This is a genomic window from Shinella oryzae, assembly GCF_023038235.1.
GTDB lineage: Bacteria > Pseudomonadota > Alphaproteobacteria > Rhizobiales > Rhizobiaceae > Shinella > Shinella sumterensis.
In genome coordinates, this window is the sequence record NZ_CP081987.1 from 2,071,726 (window position 1) to 2,086,365 (window position 14,640).

Genomic DNA, 14,640 nt, shown 5'->3' on the forward strand with positions numbered 1-14,640 from the left:
CGGGAACAGGATGATGAAGACACTCTTTCTGCTGCTCGGCCTCTCACTCGCACCGCTCTCCTCCGCCTGCGGCCAGACCATCCACCTCCTCACCGAGGAATATGCGCCCTTCAACTATACGAAAGCCGGCGCGATCACCGGCATCTCGGTCGACCAGATGACGCTCGTCGCAGAGCGCGCCGGCATCGACTACACGCTGGAAATCATGCCCTGGGCACGCGCTTTGACCCTCGCCGAAAAACAGCCGATGCATTGTGTCTTCACGACGGGATACAACCGCGACCGTGCCACCCGTTTCCTCTGGATCAAGCCGCTGCTGAAGGACCAGATGGTCATGCTCAAGCGGCAGGATGCCGTCTACGACGACCTCACCATCGTCAAGGCGCGGGAGCTCAGGGTCGGTTCGCAGCGCGGCGACTTCGCGGTGGAAGCCCTGGAGCAGATCGGATTCCATGACATCGACCTTGCCGCCGATATCGACGTCACCCTGCGCAAGCTGTTGAGCGGCCGAATCGACCTGATGCCGACCTCGGTCAAGACCTACGAGAAAATGCGGCTGGATGGCATTCCCGTGGAAAAGGCCATGATGCTGGCCGGCCAGGTCTACGGCGTCGCCTGCAACAGGAATACACCTCTTGATCTTGTCGAACGCATGCAGGCCGAGCTTGACAAGCTGATCGTCAGCGGCGAGCAGGACCGCATCTTTACGGCCTACGGCCTGCCGCCGAACCCGCGCACGTCCCAGACCCGCGCCCACAAATAATACACGCTCATGGTTGACTTCCGCGCGCATTCGCGGTGGTGAAGGCGAAACGACATGCTTTGGCGGAGCAATCCATGCTGATCATCGCAGGCCTCGGCAATCCGGGTGCGAAATATGCGGGCAACCGCCACAACATCGGTTTCATGGCGCTGGATGCCATCCATCGCAAGAACCCGTTCTCGCCCTGGTCGAAGAAGTTCAAGGCGGAAATCGCCGAGGGCGAGCTTGCCGGCGACAAGGTCCTGCTGGTCAAGCCGCAGACCTTCATGAACCTGTCAGGCGAATCCGTCGGCGAAGCCATGCGCTTCTACAAGCTCGCGCCCAAGGATATCGTCGCCATCTACGACGAGCTGGACCTGCTGCCCGGCAAGGCCCGCATCAAGGTCGGCGGCGGCCATGGCGGGCATAACGGCATCAAATCGCTCGATGCCCATTGCGGCAAGGATTACCGCCGCCTGCGTCTCGGCATCGGCCATCCCGGCGCGAAGGAACTCGTGACCAACCATGTGCTCGGCGATTTCGCCAAGGCCGATCACACCTGGCTCGATCCGCTGCTCGACGAGCTTGCGATCCACGCCGACATGCTGGTGCGCGGCGAGGATTCGCAGCTCATGAACAAGCTGGCGCTCGCCACCGGCAGCAAACCGGAGGAGGACAAGCCGGCCAAGAAACCCGCCGGCCAGTCCCATATCCGCGCCGCGCGCAACCATGCCCAGCCGAAGGCGCTGCCGACAAGCGGCCCGATGGCCGACATGCTGAAGAAGCTTTTCGGCAACAAGGGCGACTGACGTCCCCGCCGCGCAGGCGCAAAGACCTACTCTTCCGGCTCGGTCTGGAAGAGCAGCGGGAAGCCCGCCTCCTTGGCAAGGTCCGTCGCCTCCTTGGCCTTGGTCTCCGCGATATCGCGGGCACAGATGACGACCACGCAGGTCCCCATCTTGTGCGCCGTCATCATCACGCGGTAGCTGGTCTCCTCCGCCATGCCGAACACGGCCTTCAGCACCAGCACGACGAATTCGCGCGGCGTATAGTCGTCGTTGACGAGAAGCACCTTGTAGAGCTTCGGCCTTTCGAGCTTGGGCTTAGTGGTGGTTTTCGGGTCGAGGATGGTGTCGCCATTGCTCATCGGAAGCTCCTCACGACATTGGCTTCGAGCAGTGTGCGCTCATTGTGCACCGCAGGCGGGCGGAGTTCAAGGCCCCGCGCCGTCCGGGTCTTGACCCTGCCCCGTCCTTCCCCCATAGCGGGGCAACGATTTTATCAAGACGAATGGACCATCTCCATGGGCTTCAAATGCGGTATCGTCGGCCTGCCGAATGTCGGCAAGTCGACCCTCTTCAACGCACTCACCAAGACGGCTGCCGCCCAGGCGGCGAACTATCCCTTCTGCACCATCGAGCCGAACACCGGCGAAGTCGCCGTACCGGATCCGCGCATGAAGGCGCTCGCCACCGTCGCGGGCTCGAAGGAAATCATCCCGACGCGCATCTCCTTCGTCGATATCGCCGGCCTCGTGCGCGGCGCATCGAAGGGTGAAGGCCTCGGCAACAAGTTCCTCGCCAATATCCGCGAAGTCGATGCCGTCGTGCATGTGCTGCGCTGCTTCGAGGACGACGACATCACCCATGTCGAAGGCCGCATCAATCCGGTCGGCGATGCCGAGACCATCGAGACCGAGCTGATGCTCGCCGACCTCGAGAGCCTCGAGCGCCGCGTCGAACAGACCCGCAAGCGCGCCACCGGCAAGGACAAGGAATCGCTTGCCCAGCTGCCGATCATGGAAGCCGTGGTGAAGCTGCTCAACGAGGGCAAGCCGGCGCGTCTTCTCCTCAAGACGCTGGCGCCGGAGGAGATCGAAATCCTCAAGGGCCTGAACCTGCTCACCTCCCACCCGGTCCTCTATGTCTGCAACGTCGCGGAAGGCGATGCGGTGAACGGCAACGCGCATACCGAAGCCGTCGCCGCCATGGCGAAGGAACAGGGTGCGGAATGCGTGATCATCTCGGCTGCGATCGAGGCCGAGGTCGCGCAGCTGCCGGAAGAGGAAGCGACGGAATTCCTTTCCGCCCTCGGCCTCGACGAAGCCGGCCTCGACCGCCTGATCCGCGCCGGTTACCACCTGCTCGACCTGATCACCTACTTTACCGTCGGCCCCAAGGAAACGCGTGCCTGGACGATCGTGCGCGGCACCAAGGCGCCCCAGGCCGCCGGCGTCATCCATACGGATTTCGAACGCGGCTTCATCCGCGCCTTCACCATCGCCTATGACGACTACATCGCCTACAAGGGCGAGGTCGGCGCCAAGGAAGCCGGCAAGGGCCGCGACGAAGGCAAGGAATATGTGGTGCAGGACGGCGACGTCATCCACTTCCGCTTCAACACGTAAGGTCGCGCCGGACCGACGATTTTCGAACTGCCGTCCCTCACCGGAGAGGCGGCAGTTTTTCTTTGAGCGCAAGCGGCAGCGGCGTCAAAACCCAGCGCCGGAAATGCGGCCAGCCGATACCGATGGTCAAAACGACGATCCCGACGATCAGCAGGGACAGGAAGATATAGGTTTCCGGGGCAGCGGTGGTGCGCTGGAGCAGGCTTGCCGTGGCAAGGCCGAGCGACAGCAGGCCCGAGGTCACGAAGGCGCGGCGATCGATGGCAAGCCCGATGCCCATGAGCACGACGACGATCGCAACGATGACCAGCGCATCCGGCAGGCCCTTGCCGCTGCTGAACAGCGTGTTGTTCGCGAAGTCGCCGAGAAAGACGAAGCTGAGCGTCGAATAGAGCAGCGCCGGTGCGGTGACGAGATGCAGCCAGAAGGCGATATCGGAGCGGCGCGTGACACGGAAACGATCCGACAGATCATAACGCATCGCCACGGCAAACAGCGCAAGTGCCGTGACAAGGAAAATGCCGGCGCATAGCGTCGAATGCTCGGTGAAAAGGTCGGCGCTACCAAGCATCCGCCCGAGCCCGAGGAAGACGATGCCGAGCGCCAGAGCCGCAAGCGACAGATACCAGAGGCTCAATGAGAGCGGGATACGGTAGCGCCAGTAGAACGGCGGCAGGAGCCCGCATAGCGGCGCCACCGTCAGCAGGAAGCCGACGATCGCATCCTGTTGGCCGATCGCCTCATCCTGCATCAGGAGCGACGTCGTGAGGATCCAGTGCACGTAGAGCGCCGTCAGCAGCACGGCGGGAAGCGCAAGCCGCTGCCGCTTCACGAGAATTTCCGCAAGGATGATGATGGCCGGCAACGCCAGGAGAAACGCGCCGATGCCCCAGACACCCGCCATGACGATGGCAACGCCGATGGTGATCAGCACATCGTGGAAGCCGCGAATGAAGCGTGGCGCTTCGGTATCCTCGACCGGCGCGATGGCGCGATCCTCCGCCGGCCCGCCGATATCGAGCGCATCGGCCCGCGCCGGCACATTGAGGCCGACGCCGCGCGCTTCCATATAGGGCAGGAGCGCCCCGGCCTGTTCGCCGGAAATGATGCCCTCGCCGGCCGCGCCGTCGAGAACGGATTTCAAAGTCTGCATCGCGCGTCGTCTCCTGTTGCCCGCGCACCATAGCGCCGCGCCTGCGCCTGACAAGCTTGCAAAACGCAGTCATGACCGCCATTCTCCTGCCCGCAACAGGACAACGGATCGTGGCAAAGAGAAGCTTTGAAGATTTCACACCCGGACGCCGCTTCACCTTCCGGGAGCGTACGCTGACGGCAGACGAGATCATCGCCTTCGCCCGGGAATTCGACCCGCAGCCCATGCATCTCGACGAAGCCGCCGGCCGCGCCAGCATTCTCGGCGGACTGGCCGCCTCCGGCTGGCACACCAGCGCGGTGATGATGCGCATGCTCTGCGAAGCCTATATCGACGGCTCCACCTCCGAGGGCTCGCCCGGCGTCGACCTGATGGAATGGAAGCGCCCGGTGCTGGCGGGTGACACGCTCGGCGGCCACTGCGAGGTGCTGGAGGCGCGCGTCTCGCGCTCGCGGCCCGACATCGGAATCGTGCGGCTGCGCGCCGAAGTGACCAACCAGCGCGGCGAAGTCGTCGCCATCTCGGAATATGTCAACATGATGCGCCTTGCCGGAAAGGATGCCGCCCATGCGGATGGCTGAGCTTTATCCGTTCGGCGAGACGGTCGCGATCGGCTCGAACACCTTCACGGCGGACGACATCATCCGCTTCGCCCGGGATTTCGATCCGCAGCCCTTTCACCTGGATGCCGAGCTCGCCCGGCAAAGCCTGTTCGGCGGCCTGTGCGCCTCGGGCTGGCACACCAGCGCCGGCTGGATGAAATGCTTCGTCGCCTTCTGGACCGCCGAATGCCGGCGGCTGATCGCAGAGGGCATCACACCGCCGAAGCTTGGCCCCTCGCCCGGCTTCACAAAGCTCGGGTGGTTCAGACCAGTCTTCGCCGGCGATACGATCAGCTATTCAGTCACGCTGCTCGCCTCACGCGAACTGGCGACGCGCAAGGACCGGGTGCTCAACACGATCCGTTGCGCGGGAGAAAACCAGAGCGGCGAGCCGGTCATCCGGTTCGAAAGCACGGTGCTGGAGTTTATCTAAGAAGGGGCCTGGAGTTACCCCCCTCTGCGCTGCCGGGCATCTCCCCTACAAGGGGGGGGAGATTGGATGGGGCAATGCTGCCATTCCTTTTTATTGCCGTTGATTGAGCGAAGGTCGCGCCTCTTGCCGATCTCCCCCCTTGTGGGGGAGATGCCCGGCAGGGCAGAGGGGGTACGCCGCAACGACGAGTAAGAAAACCCCGCCTCAATGCCCGTCGAAGGCCACCAGCGTTCGCACTTCCACACCGAGCGCTTCCAGCTTCTTGCGGCCGCCGATTTCCGGCAGGTCGATGACGAAGCAGGCGGCGACGATGTCGGCGCCCATCTGGCGCAGCAGTTTCACCGCGGCTTCCGCCGTGCCGCCGGTCGCGATCAGATCATCGACGAGGATCACCTTCTCGCCCGGCTTGATGGCATCCTTGTGCATCTCCATCTCGTCCACGCCGTATTCCAGGCTGTAGGCGATGCGCACGGTTTCGTGCGGCAGCTTGCCCTTCTTGCGGATGGGAACGAAGCCGGTCGACAGCTGATGCGCCATGGCGCCGCCGAGGATGAAGCCGCGCGCCTCGATGCCGGCGACCTTCGCGATGCCGATGCCCGCGTAGGGGTGCACCAGCTCGTCCACGGCGCGGCGGAAGGCACGCGGATTGCCGAGCAGCGTGGTGATGTCACGGAACATGATGCCGGGCTTGGGATAGTCCGGAATGTTGCGGATCGCGGCGACGAGTTCTTGTTCAACGGTAGACATGGAATTTCCCGGCTGCGGAAGACGGACCGGTTATTGCAGGTGCGGCACCGCCCCACAACAAAAAAGGCGGCCCGAAGGCCGCCTTTCGAACCGGGCGATAAGATCGCTCAGTGTTCCTTGTTCGCGTAGACCGACTTCTTCGTCAGATAGATCAGGCCAGTGAAGATCAGCAGGAAGACCATGACCATGAAGCCGGTGCGCTTGCGCTCCTCGAGGTGCGGCTCGGCGGCCCACATCAGGAAGGCGGCGACGTCATGCGCATACTGGTCGACCGTCTGCGGCGAGCCGTCGTCATAGGTGACCTGGTCGTCGGAGATCGGCTTTGCCATGGCGAGTGCCGCGGCATTGGCGAAGTACGGATTGTAGTGCGTACCCTCGGCGACTTCGAGATGCGCCGGCTTCTCTTCATCATACCCCGTCAGCAGCGAGTAGATGTAGTCCGGGCCACCTTCCTGGTACTGGGTGAAGATGTCGAAGACGAATTGCGGGAAGCCGCGGGTGATGCCGCGCGCCTTGGCGATCAGCGAGAAGTCCGGCGGAGCCGCACCGTTGTTCGAAGCGGCAGCCGCCTCGTGGTTGGCATAGGGCGACGGGAAGTGGTCGGAGGGCACGGCCTTCCGCATATACATCTCGCCGTCGCTGTTCGGGCCGTCCTGGACTTCGTAGTTCGCGGCGAAGGCCTTGACCTGGGCCTCGGAGTAGCCAAGCCCTTCCAGCGTGCGGAAGGAGACGAGGTTCATCGAGTGGCAGGCCGAACAGACTTCGGTGTAGACCTTCAGGCCGCGCTGAAGCTGGCCCTTGTCGTACTTGCCAAACGGACCGGCAAAGGACCAGTCCTGCTGCTTGGGCTTATGCAACGGATAGTGCGGCGTGGCGTGTTCGGCCTCCGCACCGGCTGCGGGCGCAGCCTCTTCCGCCGTAGCGAAGGAGGCGCCCAGACCGGCGACGAGGGCGAGCGACAGAATGCCTGCAACAAGCTTTTTCATTGTCATGGTTCCTTTCGTCGCCCGTCTCAGGCCTTGGCCGCCTTGGCGTTCTTCTTTTCCAGAACCGCTTCCGTGATCGAATTCGGAATGCGCTTCGGGGTCTCGATCAGGCCGAGCAACGGCATGAGAACGATGAAGAAGCCAAAGTAATAGACCGTGCCGAGCTGCGAGAGGATGACGTAGATGCCTTCGGCAGGCATGGCGCCCAGCCAGCCGAGCATGATGGCATTGGCCACGAAGATCCAGAAGAACAGCTTGTACCACGGACGGTAGACGGCGGAACGAACCTTGGAGGTGTCGAGCCACGGCAGGAAGAACAGGATGATGATCGAGCCGAACATCACCAGAACGCCACCGAGCTTGGAGTCGATCGGGCCGATGTTGAAGGTGATGGCGCGCAGCATCGCGTAGAACGGCAGGTAGTACCATTCCGGAACGATGTGGGCCGGGGTCTTCAGCGGGTCAGCCGGGATGTAGTTGTCCGGATGGCCGAGATAGTTCGGCATGTAGAAGATGAACCAGGCGAAGACGATCAGGAAGACCGATACGCCAAGGGCGTCCTTCAGCGTCGCATAGGGCGTGAAGGGAACCGTGTCCGTCTTGGACTTCACCTCGACGCCGGTCGGGTTCGTCTGGCCGGTGACGTGCAGCGCCCAGATGTGCAGGACAACGACGCCCGCGATCATGAAGGGCAGCAGGTAGTGCAGCGCGAAAAAGCGGTTCAGCGTCGGGTTGTCGACGGCAAAGCCACCGAGCAGGAACTGCTGGATCCACTCGCCGACCCAGGGGAAGGCCGAGAAGAAGCCGGTGATGACCGTCGCGCCCCAGAAGGACATCTGACCCCAGGGCAGAACGTAGCCCATGAAGCCCGTCGCCATCATCAGGAGGTAGATAACGACGCCGAGGATCCAGAGGATTTCGCGCGGCGCCTTGTAGGAGCCGTAGTAGAGGCCGCGGGCAATGTGCAGGTAGACCGCGATGAAGAAGAAGGACGCGCCGTTGGCGTGCATGTAGCGCAAAAGCCAGCCGTGGTTCACGTCGCGCATGATCTTTTCGACCGAGTTGAACGCGACAGTGGTTTCGGCGGCGTAGTGCATGGCCAGCACGATGCCGGTGGCGATCTGCACGATCAGCATCACCGACAGCATGGCGCCGAAGGTGTAGGCGTAGTTCAGGTTGCGCGGTACCGGGTAGGAAACGAAGCTGTCATGGATCATGCGCGGCAGAGGCAGGCGCGAATCGACCCATTTTTCGATGCCAGTCGTCGGCTGGTAGGTGGAATGTTCAGCACTCATTATCAGGTGTCCCCTCAACCGATCTTGATGACTGTGTCGGATACGAACGAGAAGGTCGGCACAGCCAGGTTCTCAGGGGCGGGACCCTTACGGATACGGCCGGCCGTATCGTAGTGAGAACCATGGCAGGGACAGAACCAGCCGCCGAAATCGCCGGCCTGGCCGAGCGGAACACAGCCGAGATGCGTGCACGAACCGATCATGACGATCCAGTTCTCCTTGCCTTCGCCGGCGGAGCGGTCGATATCCGTCGCCTGGGCGTCGGGCGCGATGTTTGCGTTGCGCGCAACCGGGTCCTTCAGGTCAGCGAGCGCGACGGCCTTGGCTTCCTCGACTTCCTGGTCCGTACGGTTGCGGATGAAGACCGGCTTGCCGCGCCACTTGGCAGTCAGGGACATGCCCGGCGTCAGGCTGGAGACGTCGACCTCGATGGAAGCGAGCGCCAGCGTGGACGCGTCCGGACGCATCTGATCGATGAACGGCCAAGCGACGGCAACGCCGCCCACGACGCCCGCCATACCGGTGGTCAGGTAAAGAAAATCGCGGCGAGTGGGCTCGCCATGGGATTCGCTTGTTGTCTCGTGTTCGCTCACGGCTAAACCATCCTCTCACGCAAAGTCTGCGGAAAACCGCAACGCCCCCTGGGAACCGGCAATATCCGGACACAATACGGCCATAGATTCCCCGTCAATCCGGCGCGTTCTATGCTTGATCGCAAATTATGTCCAGCCTTGGCAAGAGGAGGTGGGCACATTGTCGCGGGAAAACCGTAAGGGCTTGACATCGATCAGGACGGCACCGGAAAGCGCAGCCCTTTCAAGGCACAAAGGCGTGCCTGTTTACGACCGCGCGGCGGCCCTATTGCGCCGCTTCCGCCTGCCCGAGAAAACCGCCCGACTGGCGTGACCAGAGGTCCGCGTAAAGCCCGCCGCGCGCGACGAGCTCGCCATGCGTGCCCTCCTCCACGATCCGGCCGCGATCCATCACGATCAGGCGGTCGAGGGCGGCGATGGTCGAGAGGCGGTGGGCGATCGCCAGCACGGTCTTGCCGCGCATCAGCCGCTCGAGATTGGACTGGATGGCCGCCTCGACTTCCGAATCGAGGGCCGAGGTCGCCTCGTCCAGCACGAGGATGGGCGCATCCTTCAGCATGACGCGGGCAATCGCGATGCGCTGGCGCTGGCCGCCCGAGAGCTTCACGCCGCGCTCCCCGACATGGGCGTCATAGCCACGGCGCCCGCGCTGGTCTTCCAGCTGGAGGATGAAATCGTGCGCCTCCGCCTTCCTGGCGGCCTCGATCATCTGCTCTTCGCTGGCATCCGGGTTGCCGAAGAGGATGTTGTCGCGCAGCGAGCGGTGCAGCAGCGCCGTATCCTGGCTGACCATGCCGATGCTGGCGCGCAGGCTTTCCTGCGTGACGGCGGCAATATCCTGTCCGCCGACCAGGATGCGGCCGCCCTCCAGGTCGTAGAACCGCAGGAGAAGGTTGACGAGCGTCGACTTGCCCGCCCCTGAGCGCCCGACGATGCCGACCTTCTCGCCCGGCCGGATGGACAGCGTCAGGTCGTCGATGACGCCGGACTGGCGGCCATAATGGAAGCGCACGTTCTCGAAACGGATATCGGGGCTCGCGACCTTGAGCGCGGTCGCATCCGGCCTGTCGACGAGGCCGATGGGCTGGGAGATCAGGTCTGCGGAGTTCTGGATCGTGCCGACATTGCGCATGATGCTGTTGAGCTGCGTCATCAGGCGGTTGAGCAGGAAGTTCAGGCGCAGCACCAGCGCCATGGTGAAGGCGACGGCACCCGAGCTGATCACGGCGGTCAGCCACAGGTGAATGCATAGTACCGCCATGCCCGCGATCATCAGGCCCGACAGGAAGGCGAGCGAGGCGCGCAGCGACGTCAGCAGCCGCGTGAATGTCAGGATCGTGGCCTGGAAGATATCGAAGCCGGCGCGCATGTAGCGGTCGTTCGCATCGTCGCGGCCGAAGAGCTTGAGCGTCTGGATGTTGGAATAGGCATCGACCATGCGGCCGCTGATCATCGACCCCGCCTCGGCCGACTGGCGGGCATGCTCGCGGATGCGCGGCACGAAATGGCGTGCCAGCACGGCGAAGATGGCAAGCCAGGCCAACAGCACGGCCGCCAGCCGCCAGTCGAGTTGGCCGAGCAGCACGAGCGTCGAGACCGTGTAGATCGACACGAACCAGATGCTTTCCATGAAGGAAGTGATGACGTCGCCCGTCGCCTGCCCCGCCGACCAGACCTTGGTGACGATGCGGCCGGAGAAGTCGTTCTGGAAGAACGACAGCGACTGGCGCGCGACATGCACATAGGATTGCCAGCGCACGAGATTGTAGAAGCCGGGCGTGATGACCTGCTGGTCGACCAGTGCGGTGAGAAACGCCACGACGAAGCGCACGATCCCGATGAGGCAGAGCATCAGCAGCAGTTCGGTTCCATGGGCGGCAAGCAGGCCGCCCCACCCCTCGCCGGGCCTGACCGTCGCCAGCATGTCGACGAGACGCCCGACGAACCAGAAGGTCGCCGCCTCGATCCCTGCCGTGATGCCGCCCAGCACCAGGAGCGCTGCAAACGGCGCCTTCGCCTGCCGCACGTAGAACCACACGAAGGCAAACAGCCCCGCCGGCGGCCGCAGGTCATCGCGCCGCTCGAATGGCTTTATCCAGGTCTCGAAGAAGGAGAAAAGCGGCCGGAAGATCATGCCCCCGATATAGGCCGTTTTGGCCGGGCGGCAAATTAAAGTTCGGAAAGGAAGCGACCTCCCGTCAACGCATCCCGCGCGAATCTTGATTTTTCCGAAACTGTAATGTTAAAGTTACACGCCATGGCGCTGCAGATCAAACAGACCGAGACTTTCCGGAACTGGGAGCAAGCGCTCGGCGATCGCAAAGCACGTGCGCTGATCGCGGCGCGACTGACCCGTATCGCCTATGGATTGCTTGGCGATGTCAAATCCCTGGGGGACGGCGTCAGCGAAATCCGCATCCATCATGGCCCCGGATATCGCATTTACTTCACCCGCAGGGGCAACGAGATCATCGTGCTGCTCTGCGGCGGCGACAAGGGCAGCCAGAAACGAGACATAGCGGCCGCAAAGACGTTAGCGGCCAAATTGGACGACTGAAATGAACGAAACACTACGCAACTACGATCCCGCGGAAGCACTCACATCCGATGAGGCCGTGGATGTCTTCATGAAAGACGCCTTTGAAACCCGGGATGCGGGTTATATCGCGCATGCGCTTGGCGTTGTGGCGCGTGCAAGAGGCATGAGCAAAGTGGCGGAGGAAACCGGCCTTGCCCGTGAAGCGCTTTACCGTTCACTCGCCAGTGATGGCAATCCGACGCTCAAATCCATGCTCACAGTCATGCAAGCGCTCGGGCTGGAACTGACGTCCAAGCGATCCGGCACATGACGAGTGCCCCCGGCTCTGCCGGGGGCCTCTGTTTTTACTGGGCCGCCGCCTCGGTCTCGGCTGCGTCGTCGGCGATGAAGCCGCCGGATTGGCGCGTCCAGAGGTCGGCGTAGATGCCGCCCCGGGCGACCAGTTCGGCATGCGTGCCCATCTCGCTGATGCGGCCCTTGTCGAGCACGACGAGACGGTCCATCTCCGTCAGCGTCGACAGGCGGTGGGCGATCGCGATCACCGTCTTGCCCTGCATGAGGGCGAAGAGGTTTTCCTGGATCGCCGCCTCGACTTCCGAATCGAGCGCCGAGGTCGCTTCGTCCAGCACGAGGATCGGCGCATCCTTCAGGAAGACGCGGGCAATCGCGATACGCTGGCGCTGGCCGCCGGAGAGTTTTACGCCGCGCTCGCCGACCTGGGCATCGAGGCCGCTGCGGCCCTGGTGGTCGCTCAGGCTTTCGATGAAGTCCCAGGCATTGGCCCGCTTGGCCGCCTCGATGATCTCGGCATCCGTCGCCTCCGGCTTGCCATAGGCGATGTTGTCGCGGATGGAACGGTGCAGCAGGGACGTGTCCTGCGTCACCACGCCGATCTGCGAGCGCAGGCTGTCCTGCGTGACCGTGGCGATGTCCTTGCCGTCGATCGTGATCCGGCCGGCCTCCAGGTCATAGAAGCGCAGGAGCACGTTCATCAGCGTCGTCTTGCCGGCACCGGACCGGCCGACAAGGCCGACCTTCTCGCCGGCGGCGATGTCGAGCGACAGGTCCTCGATCGCGCCCTTGTTCTTGCCGTAGTGGAAGCGGACGTGATCGAAGGTGATGGCGCCCTTTGCCGCCGGCAGCGCCGGCGCCTGGGGCGCATCCTTGATGTCGTGCGGCTTGGTCATCATGCCCATGCCGTCATAGACCGTGCCGATATTCTCGAACAACGCGGTCACTTCCCACATCACCCACTGCGACATGCCGTTGATGCGCATGGCAAGGCCGGCTGCCACCGCGACGGCGCCGACCGTCACGTCGCCCGACATCCAGAAATAGATGCCGATGGCCGTGGTGAAGAACATCGCGATGACGTTGTTGACGTCGATGGCGATATTGAAGGCCGTGATCAAGCGCATCTGCTTGTGCACCGTCTGCAGGAACTCGTCCATGCCTTCGCGGGCATATGTTTCCTCGCGGCCGGCATGCGAGAACAGCTTCACCGTCGCGATGTTCGTGTAGCTGTCGACGATCCGGCCCGTCATCATGGAGCGCGCATCCGCCTGCTCGCGCGAAACCCGCATAAGCTTCGGCACGAAGTAGCGCAGGATGCAGATATAGACGACGAACCACACGAGCAGCGGCACCACGAGACGCAGGTCCGCCGACGCGATGATCGCGATCATCGAGATGAAGTAGCTCACCACATAGATGAAGACGTCGATGATCTTCATCACCGTTTCGCGCACGGCAAGCGAGGTCTGCATCACCTTCGTCGAGACGCGGCCGGCGAACTCGTTGGAGAAGAAGGTCATGCTCTGGCGGATGAGATAACGATGCATCTGCCAGCGGGCGATCATCGGGAAATTGCCCGCGAGCGCCTGGTGCATGGTCATCGTGTGCAGCGCGCCGAAAAGCGGAATGAGCACGAGCAGAAGCACGGCCATCCAGATCAACGTGCCGCCCTCGCGGGCGAGGAACGTGCCGGGGTCACCGGCCGAAAGCCAGTCGACGATGTTGCCGAGGAACTGGAACAGCAGCACTTCGGCGATGCCGAGCGCCATGGAGCAGAAGCCCAGCACGGCAAGCCAGGGTGCGGCCGGGCGCGTATAATGCCACACGAAGGGGATGATCCCCTTGGGCGGCAGCGAGGGTGCAGCCGAGGGGTAGGGATTCAAACGTCTTTCGAACCAGCCGAACATGGCTTTCTCCGTAATATAGGACGGAACCGGCACGGACGGCGCAAAGGGGCGCAGTCGGGAGCGGGATTCCGCTTGGTGTGCCGCGGGGCGACGAAAGCGTCACACGGCGAATTGATATGCAGGCACGAAGGAAATGGGGGCGGCGAAATGCCTAAGCGAGAAGAGGCGTGATTCCAGCCGGGAGGCGCAGCCGATGGGCATTAATCATCATGTTCCTCCCTTTCTCGCGTTTCAGATGTGCCGTGGTTAACCCGAAACGATGCAATTTTCCAGACGCTTCGGCGCGATTTCCCATCTGCGACCAATCCTGTTGCCTTGCCGCCACATCCACCGGATCCCAATCCCTTTGGCGCTGTGCCTCCCACCATTTCGCCGCGCGGCGTGCAGAACGACGTCGCGTCGGATTGTGAATTGCTGTAGCGAAGCGGCATGTCTGCACTGCGCATCGCCCTCTACCAGCCCGACATCGCCGGCAACACCGGCACGATGCTGCGTTTCGCCGCCTGCATGGGTATGGCCGTCGACATCATCGAGCCGGCCGGCTTCGACATATCCGACCGCAGCCTGAAGCGGGCCGGAATGGACTATCTCGCCGCGGTGACGCTGACGCGCCATGTCAGCTGGGACCGGTTCAAGGACTGGCGCAATGAGACCGGCCGCCGCCTGATCCTCGCCTCCACCAAGGCCGCAGACCTCTACACCGACTTCGCCTACCGCCCCGACGACATCCTGCTTTTCGGCCGCGAAAGCGCCGGCGTGCCGGACCATGTGCACGACACCGCCGACGGGCGCGTCCTCATCCCCATGGTCGAGGGCCAGCGCTCCATCAACGTCGCCCTCTCCGCCGCCATGATCTGCGGCGAGGCGCTGCGCCAGACCGGGTTTGCCTGACGCGCGTTCCGGCAGATCGCTAAACGTGCCTGCCGGAAGCGATCCACCGAT

At 63.2% G+C, this 14,640-nt stretch carries 16 protein-coding genes; 8 read left to right on the forward strand and 8 right to left on the reverse strand.

From position 1 onward, the window contains the following. Positions 1–13 precede the first annotated feature (13 nt). Positions 14–763 (forward strand): substrate-binding periplasmic protein, encoded by a 750-nt coding sequence (locus K6301_RS10185; protein WP_247216616.1) that lies wholly within the window; start codon positions 14–16, stop codon positions 761–763. A 74-nt stretch (positions 764–837) separates the two neighbouring features. Then, positions 838–1,551: an aminoacyl-tRNA hydrolase gene (pth, locus tag K6301_RS10190; RefSeq protein WP_247216618.1), complete on the forward strand. Its 714-nt coding sequence runs from the start codon at positions 838–840 to the stop codon at positions 1,549–1,551. Positions 1,552–1,577: 26 nt separating this feature from the next. Here the strand turns inward: pth and clpS are convergent, their stop codons facing one another. Further along, positions 1,578–1,889: an ATP-dependent Clp protease adapter ClpS gene (gene clpS / locus K6301_RS10195; protein ID WP_247216620.1), complete on the reverse strand. Its 312-nt coding sequence runs from the start codon at positions 1,887–1,889 to the stop codon at positions 1,578–1,580. 156 nt (positions 1,890–2,045) lie between these two features. Here clpS and ychF point away from each other — a divergent pair, with 156 nt between their 5' ends. Then, on the forward strand, positions 2,046–3,149 hold the full coding sequence (ychF, locus tag K6301_RS10200; protein WP_134647045.1) for a redox-regulated ATPase YchF: 1,104 nt from the start codon (positions 2,046–2,048) through the stop codon (positions 3,147–3,149). 37 nt (positions 3,150–3,186) lie between these two features. Here ychF and K6301_RS10205 read toward each other — a convergent pair whose 3' ends face one another. Next, positions 3,187–4,302, reverse strand: coding sequence for a hypothetical protein (locus tag K6301_RS10205; RefSeq protein ID WP_247216622.1), 1,116 nt, complete (start codon positions 4,300–4,302; stop codon positions 3,187–3,189). A 110-nt stretch (positions 4,303–4,412) separates the two neighbouring features. Between K6301_RS10205 and K6301_RS10210 the strand changes: the two genes are divergently transcribed. Continuing rightward, positions 4,413–4,883, forward strand: a complete 471-nt coding sequence (locus tag K6301_RS10210) for a MaoC family dehydratase (protein ID WP_247216624.1) — start codon at positions 4,413–4,415, stop codon at positions 4,881–4,883. After that, positions 4,870–5,337 (forward strand): MaoC family dehydratase, encoded by a 468-nt coding sequence (locus K6301_RS10215; RefSeq protein WP_247216626.1) that lies wholly within the window; start codon positions 4,870–4,872, stop codon positions 5,335–5,337. Before K6301_RS10210 ends, K6301_RS10215 begins: the two co-directional genes overlap by 14 nt. Positions 5,338–5,541: 204 nt before the next feature. On the opposite strand, the gene K6301_RS10220 is transcribed toward K6301_RS10215, so the two are convergent. The 5 genes from K6301_RS10220 to K6301_RS10240 all read right to left on the reverse strand — a co-directional run bounded on the left by K6301_RS10220 (position 5,542) and on the right by K6301_RS10240 (position 11,092). Continuing rightward, on the reverse strand, positions 5,542–6,084 hold the full coding sequence (locus K6301_RS10220) for an adenine phosphoribosyltransferase (RefSeq protein WP_134647037.1): 543 nt from the start codon (positions 6,082–6,084) through the stop codon (positions 5,542–5,544). Positions 6,085–6,191: 107 nt separating this feature from the next. Next, positions 6,192–7,070 (reverse strand): cytochrome c1, encoded by an 879-nt coding sequence (locus tag K6301_RS10225; RefSeq protein WP_247216628.1) that lies wholly within the window; start codon positions 7,068–7,070, stop codon positions 6,192–6,194. A 26-nt stretch (positions 7,071–7,096) separates the two neighbouring features. Next, positions 7,097–8,365, reverse strand: coding sequence for a cytochrome b (locus K6301_RS10230; RefSeq protein ID WP_247216630.1), 1,269 nt, complete (start codon positions 8,363–8,365; stop codon positions 7,097–7,099). A gap of 14 nt (positions 8,366–8,379) precedes the next feature. After that, positions 8,380–8,958: a ubiquinol-cytochrome c reductase iron-sulfur subunit gene (petA, locus tag K6301_RS10235; protein ID WP_134647031.1), complete on the reverse strand. Its 579-nt coding sequence runs from the start codon at positions 8,956–8,958 to the stop codon at positions 8,380–8,382. A 265-nt stretch (positions 8,959–9,223) separates the two neighbouring features. Next, on the reverse strand, positions 9,224–11,092 hold the full coding sequence (locus K6301_RS10240; RefSeq protein WP_247216632.1) for an ABC transporter ATP-binding protein: 1,869 nt from the start codon (positions 11,090–11,092) through the stop codon (positions 9,224–9,226). 123 nt (positions 11,093–11,215) lie between these two features. Here K6301_RS10240 and K6301_RS10245 point away from each other — a divergent pair, with 123 nt between their 5' ends. Together K6301_RS10245 and K6301_RS10250 are read left to right on the forward strand one after the other, a co-directional pair. Further along, positions 11,216–11,515, forward strand: coding sequence for a type II toxin-antitoxin system RelE/ParE family toxin (locus K6301_RS10245; protein WP_247216634.1), 300 nt, complete (start codon positions 11,216–11,218; stop codon positions 11,513–11,515). A 1-nt stretch (position 11,516) separates the two neighbouring features. Continuing rightward, positions 11,517–11,807: an addiction module antidote protein gene (locus K6301_RS10250; protein WP_247216636.1), complete on the forward strand. Its 291-nt coding sequence runs from the start codon at positions 11,517–11,519 to the stop codon at positions 11,805–11,807. A gap of 34 nt (positions 11,808–11,841) precedes the next feature. Here the strand turns inward: K6301_RS10250 and K6301_RS10255 are convergent, their stop codons facing one another. Continuing rightward, the gene (locus K6301_RS10255; protein ID WP_247216638.1) at positions 11,842–13,698 is read right to left on the reverse strand and encodes an ABC transporter ATP-binding protein; all 1,857 of its coding nucleotides are present in this window, start codon (positions 13,696–13,698) and stop codon (positions 11,842–11,844) included. A 429-nt stretch (positions 13,699–14,127) separates the two neighbouring features. On the opposite strand from K6301_RS10255, the gene K6301_RS10260 reads away from it, so the two are divergent. After that, on the forward strand, positions 14,128–14,589 hold the full coding sequence (locus tag K6301_RS10260) for a tRNA (cytidine(34)-2'-O)-methyltransferase (protein ID WP_247216640.1): 462 nt from the start codon (positions 14,128–14,130) through the stop codon (positions 14,587–14,589). Positions 14,590–14,640: the final 51 nt, after the last annotated feature.

Excerpts from the sequence above, each read along its gene's own strand:
- K6301_RS10185 (WP_247216616.1), top strand. The coding sequence starts at position 14 with ATGAAGACACTCTTTCTGCTGCTCGGCCTCTCACTCGCACCGCTCTCC.
- pth (WP_247216618.1), top strand. The coding sequence starts at position 838 with ATGCTGATCATCGCAGGCCTCGGCAATCCGGGTGCGAAATATGCGGGC.
- clpS (WP_247216620.1), bottom strand. The coding sequence starts at position 1,889 with ATGAGCAATGGCGACACCATCCTCGACCCGAAAACCACCACTAAGCCC.
- ychF (WP_134647045.1), top strand. The coding sequence starts at position 2,046 with ATGGGCTTCAAATGCGGTATCGTCGGCCTGCCGAATGTCGGCAAGTCG.
- K6301_RS10205 (WP_247216622.1), bottom strand. The coding sequence starts at position 4,302 with ATGCAGACTTTGAAATCCGTTCTCGACGGCGCGGCCGGCGAGGGCATC.
- K6301_RS10215 (WP_247216626.1), top strand. The coding sequence starts at position 4,870 with ATGCGGATGGCTGAGCTTTATCCGTTCGGCGAGACGGTCGCGATCGGC.
- K6301_RS10220 (WP_134647037.1), bottom strand. The coding sequence starts at position 6,084 with ATGTCTACCGTTGAACAAGAACTCGTCGCCGCGATCCGCAACATTCCG.
- K6301_RS10225 (WP_247216628.1), bottom strand. The coding sequence starts at position 7,070 with ATGAAAAAGCTTGTTGCAGGCATTCTGTCGCTCGCCCTCGTCGCCGGT.
- K6301_RS10230 (WP_247216630.1), bottom strand. The coding sequence starts at position 8,365 with ATGAGTGCTGAACATTCCACCTACCAGCCGACGACTGGCATCGAAAAA.
- K6301_RS10240 (WP_247216632.1), bottom strand. The coding sequence starts at position 11,092 with ATGATCTTCCGGCCGCTTTTCTCCTTCTTCGAGACCTGGATAAAGCCA.
- K6301_RS10245 (WP_247216634.1), top strand. The coding sequence starts at position 11,216 with ATGGCGCTGCAGATCAAACAGACCGAGACTTTCCGGAACTGGGAGCAA.
- K6301_RS10250 (WP_247216636.1), top strand. The coding sequence starts at position 11,517 with ATGAACGAAACACTACGCAACTACGATCCCGCGGAAGCACTCACATCC.
- K6301_RS10255 (WP_247216638.1), bottom strand. The coding sequence starts at position 13,698 with ATGTTCGGCTGGTTCGAAAGACGTTTGAATCCCTACCCCTCGGCTGCA.
- K6301_RS10260 (WP_247216640.1), top strand. The coding sequence starts at position 14,128 with ATGTCTGCACTGCGCATCGCCCTCTACCAGCCCGACATCGCCGGCAAC.